This window comes from Nodularia sp. LEGE 04288, assembly GCF_963896525.1.
Taxonomy (GTDB): domain Bacteria; phylum Cyanobacteriota; class Cyanobacteriia; order Cyanobacteriales; family Nostocaceae; genus Nodularia.
The window spans coordinates 1-4,759 of the sequence record NZ_CAWQOY010000058.1; the positions used below are offsets into that span (position 1 = coordinate 1).

5 protein-coding genes are annotated in these 4,759 nt (G+C 38.3%); 4 read left to right on the forward strand and 1 reads right to left on the reverse strand.

Features of this window, described 5'->3' with window-relative positions; all coding sequences use genetic code 11:
- Window positions 1-1,144 (reverse strand): aminotransferase class I/II-fold pyridoxal phosphate-dependent enzyme (locus AACX33_RS04710; protein WP_227789443.1); only part of this gene is annotated, 1,144 nt, incomplete at its 3' end.
- Window positions 1,145-1,271: 127 nt separating this feature from the next.
- On the opposite strand from AACX33_RS04710, the gene AACX33_RS04715 reads away from it, so the two are divergent.
- The 4 genes from AACX33_RS04715 to ychF all read left to right on the forward strand — a co-directional run bounded on the left by AACX33_RS04715 (window position 1,272) and on the right by ychF (window position 4,655).
- Complete coding sequence (locus AACX33_RS04715) at window positions 1,272-2,492, forward strand: DUF262 domain-containing protein (RefSeq protein WP_193998486.1); 1,221 nt, start codon at window positions 1,272-1,274, stop codon at window positions 2,490-2,492.
- 26 nt (window positions 2,493-2,518) lie between these two features.
- Complete coding sequence (locus tag AACX33_RS04720; protein ID WP_322744526.1) at window positions 2,519-3,148, forward strand: HEPN domain-containing protein; 630 nt, start codon at window positions 2,519-2,521, stop codon at window positions 3,146-3,148.
- 173 nt (window positions 3,149-3,321) lie between these two features.
- Window positions 3,322-3,528: a hypothetical protein gene (locus AACX33_RS04725; RefSeq protein ID WP_193998484.1), complete on the forward strand. Its 207-nt coding sequence runs from the start codon at window positions 3,322-3,324 to the stop codon at window positions 3,526-3,528.
- A gap of 35 nt (window positions 3,529-3,563) precedes the next feature.
- Entirely contained in the window at window positions 3,564-4,655 is a 1,092-nt protein-coding gene (ychF, locus tag AACX33_RS04730; RefSeq protein ID WP_193998483.1) for a redox-regulated ATPase YchF, read from the forward strand.
- The last annotated feature ends 104 nt before the right edge of the window (window positions 4,656-4,759 follow it).

Consider the following 4,759-nt stretch of genomic DNA (forward strand, 5'->3'; position numbering starts at 1 on the left):
CTCCCCACTCCCCACTCCCCACTCTCATAAAACCTTGCACCAATTGCTCAATATCAGATGCAGTGTTACCCAAACTAATAATAAAAGTCAGATGTTGCAATGATCCAAACTCAGCCGTCACACCCAGCTTTTCGTCTAGAATTTCTTCGGCTGCAAATCCGGTTAAACCTAAGCCAGAAACAGTAACAGTTAACCGTGTTTGATCTAAATTTGGCATCTGCAAAATTGATAATCCTGGAATTTGACTAATTCTCCTTCTCGCTATATCTGCAAGTTCTAAAGTGCGAGACATCAGCCCTTTTCCATATAATGCCATTTGTTGACGTGCGGCATCCAAGGAAGCTAAAAGTATATAACTGGGACTAGTAGACTGGACAAGTTGCAAAGCTTTACTTACACGGTCAATGTCTATCCTATCGCCTTGGACGTGTAACATTGATGCTTGCGTCATTGCACCCAGTACCTTATGAGTAGACTGGACTGTTAAATCTGCACCTGCGGCTAAAGCTGAGGGAGGTAAATCAGGATGAAAAGCAAAGTGTGCGCCGTGTGCCTCATCGACAAGTAAGGGGATATGATATTGGTGAGTAATTTGTGCGATCGCTTGTAAATTTCCACAAACACCGTAATATGTAGGATAAACTACCAGCACTGCTTTAGTGTCAGGATGCTTTTGGAGTGCAGCTTGCACAGCTTCAGGTGTGATACTGTGAGCAATATCTAAAACTGAGTCATATTCAGGATTGAGAAAAATCGGCATAGCACCAGAGAGAATTAATCCGGCGATCGCAGATGAATGCACATTTCGCGGCATAATAATTTTATCCCCAGTGCCACAGGTAGCGAGAATAGCCGCTTCAATTCCACAGGTAGAACCATTCACCAGAAACCATGTTTGTGCAGCCCCAAAAGCCTCTGCGGCTAATTCTTGCGCTGCTAGAATCACGCCTTCGGGTGCAAAAAGATTATCTAAATTTGCCAGTTCAGTTAAATCAGCACAAAAAATTTTTGTACCAAGTAAATCAGCCAAGGGTTGAGCAATGCCCTTTCCTCGCTTATGTCCTGGCGTATAAAAAGGAGCGTGAGCATGGGTTGTACAAGCTTTTAAGGCATCTAATAAAGGTGTTTGGTTTTGATTTCGCATTTTTGTATAAACGAACCGCCTATAACTTAAACTGAAAATCATTTGTGAGTTTGTAGATCAGAATCGAATATAATTAACTAATAAGCTATATTAGCTGCTAATTTAAGTTTCTATACAAATGACATTTATGCCTGAACAAGAAGTCAATTTTTTTGAAGAAGATGAAGATCAGGATTTTGAATCTGATTTTCGTATAAACCCAAGTTCGGAATTAGCAGAAATTCAAAGAATTGTTGTATCTGGAAGTGACTGGACAACAGCGACAATACTTGATCAAATGATTCGTGAAAATATCGAGCTAAATCCAAGATTCCAAAGAAGAGATGCTTGGGATATAACTCGTAAAAGCCGATTCATAGAATCACTAATGTTGGGATTTCCTATACCACAAATAGTATTAGCTTTCCAAGAGAAACGGGGAAATTTTATAGTTCTTGATGGTAAGCAAAGATTGTTAACAATTCTTCAATTTTATGGTAGGAGTGAGACTCCAAATAATGCTTTTGCTTTAAAAAATTTAGAGTTCCGAACTGATATGAATAGTAGCACATACGAAGAGTTAAGAAGTAATTTTTTGTTGAAGAAGGAGCTTAATAATCTTGATAATCAAACTATTCGTACTATAGTAGTTAGGAACGTAGAAAGTGACAATTTTCTGTATAAAATTTTTCTACGCCTTAATGTACAAAGCACGCCTTTATCTGCACAAGAGCTGAGACAAGCATTACATCCTGGCTCTTTTATCAATTTTTTAGATGACCAATCAATTAAAAGTAAGGCTCTGAAAAAAATATTTAAATCACCAAATCCTGATTTTCGGATGCGTGATGTGGAATTACTCTTACGTTATGTGGGGTTCCATTACTTTTTATCAGGATATCGTGGAAATCTTAAAGCATTTTTAGACGAAACTTGTCTAAAACTTAACAAAGATTGGGATAAAAGACATAATGACATTGAAAATGTAGTTAATAAATTTGAAAAAGCAGTGCAAACAACTATTAATATATTTCAAGAAAAAAACTTTTGTCGAATGTGGTTAAAGAATGATAATACATATAGAAGACGATTTAATAAAGCTATTTTAGATGTGATGGTTTTTTACTTTTCGGATGAAATTATAAGACAATCTGCTGAACGGAATAAAGAAAAAGTTGAAGAAGTGTTCAAGAAGTTATGTTCATCAAATAGTAAGTTTAGGGAAGGCGTTGAGGGAACAACAAAGAATATTACGGAAACTTATAATCGTCTGGTATTGTGGGGCGAAAGCCTATTAGAAGTTTTAGATGTAGAGTTTAATCTACCTGAATTCATTGATAATCGTATTGTCTTCAACGATTTGAGGTAGCTTTTGTTTTAAATATGCCAAAATCCGTGAGATTTCGTACTTTAAACAAAGAATTAAATAGGCTAAAAAAGCAATTTATTCCTAAAATTAGTCCCATAGGTTTATATTCAGATAGGCAGTTATCTAGAACTCTTGCATACAGAGTTTTAGCTCATGCTGAAATTGAGTCTTATCTTGAAGATAGAGCTTGGGAAGCTACTCTAAATGCTAAAAAAGCATGGGATAACGGAGGTAAGACCTGTTTGGCTTTGATAAGTCTAGTTGCCTTCTCAGGTCAAATGATGGATATACCACCAGTCACACTTACACCAATGAAAGGAAATAAGACAGGTTCATTAGATAAAATAAAGATAAGTAATAAAATCACCTTAGCTAGCAATTGTTTTAAGAAGGTTATTGATAATAATCACGGAGTCAAAGAAGCTAATCTTTTGGCATTACTCTTACCCATAGGGATAGATAGTGATGACTTAGATCCTGCTTGGCTTGCTACCATGAATACATTTGGTAAAGAAAGAGGTATCGTAGTGCATACCTCAGCTACATCCTACAGAACTATTCAACCACCAGATCCTGCGAATGAACTAAACATGGTAAAACAGATTACTGAGGGGCTTTTAAAACTAGATGAATTAATTAATAAGTTGATGCAATGAAAATTAAACGCCAGATTTGGTTTACTAGAATTGTGGGACAATAAATTATCAAGCTGAATAGGTGAAAATTAGACTCTAGCGATCATCTTTAACTGAGATAGCCATTTTGGCAGATGCGGTTTGCCTGGGTGATCATTTAGCCTGGAAAGGTCAAATAATCAAATTAGACCTACGTGATTTATCCCACAGCTATTTCTATACCAGAACCACAAATTCCTAACACTGAACCGAATCCGTTACCCAGTCCAGAACCAGTACCAGCCCCCATTCCCCAACCAGTTCCAGAACCAGTACCAGCCCCTATTCCCCAACCAGTTCCAGCCCCGATTCCGCAAACGGTTCCAGGAACAATCCCCCAAACCATCCCTGAACCTGTTTAAATTGACTTTGTAGTTAACAAAATCTCCAATCGAAAATGCTAAGAGCCGGAATTGTCGGACTTCCCAACGTCGGAAAATCTACTTTATTTAATGCTGTAGTGGCTAACGCCAAAGCCGAAGCTGCTAACTTTCCTTTCTGCACGATTGAACCGAATGTGGGCATTGTCTCAGTACCGGATGAGCGCTTAAATGTTTTGGCTAACATTGCTAGTTCCGTACAAACCATACCAGCGCGGGTCGAGTTTGTCGATATCGCTGGCTTGGTTAAAGGTGCTAGTCAAGGAGAAGGACTAGGTAATCAATTTTTGTCCCACATCCGGGAAGTTGATGCCATTATCCATGTGGTGCGTTGTTTTGAAAATGAAGATATTATCCACGTCGCCGGTTCTATTGACCCAGCCAGAGATATTGAAATCATTAATTTAGAACTGGGTTTATCAGATTTAGCGCAAATTGAACGCCGAATTGACCGCACTCGTAAACAAGCGCGTACTAGCAAAGATGCCCAGTTTGAAATCACAATTCTGGAAAAATTAGCTGCGGCTTTAAATGAAGGTAAATCTGTACGTCAGGTCAGTTTGTCTGAAGAAGAAGCAGAGATTATTAAGGGGTTTGAATTACTTACTAATAAACCAATTATTTACGCTGCTAATGTTTCCGAAGAGGAATTAGCCACGGGCAATGATTTTGTGGAAAAAGTTCGGCAAGTTGCAGCTAGTGAAAATGCCCAAGTTGTGATTGTTTCGGCGCAAGTAGAAGCGGAATTAGTGGAATTACCAGAAGCAGATAAAGCTGATTTTCTGGAATCTTTAGGTGTTAAAGAAGGTGGTTTAAAATCTTTGATTCGGGCGACTTATACCCTTTTGGGATTGCGGACATATTTTACCTGTGGACCGAAAGAAACCCGTGCTTGGACAATTAATGCTGGAATGTCTGCACCCCAAGCAGCAGGTGTGATTCACTCGGATTTTGAGCGGGGATTTATTCGCGCTGAAACCGTAGCTTATGATGCTTTAGTTACACATGGTTCGATGAATGCGGCGAAGGAGAAAGGCTTAGTTCGCAGTGAAGGAAAAGAATATATTGTGCAAGAAGGGGATGTAATGTTATTCCGATTTAATGTGTAATTATCAGTTATCAGTTAAGAAATATAATTGGGTTTCATTTCCGCAATATTTCGGAATTAACTGACGATTGAAAAATTATATAACGGTTCTCGGTTGAGTGAGAT

Coding starts and splice junctions, on each gene's coding strand:
- AACX33_RS04715 (WP_193998486.1), top strand. CDS start 1,272: ATGCCTGAACAAGAAGTCAATTTTTTTGAAGAAGATGAAGATCAGGAT.
- ychF (WP_193998483.1), top strand. CDS start 3,564: ATGCTAAGAGCCGGAATTGTCGGACTTCCCAACGTCGGAAAATCTACT.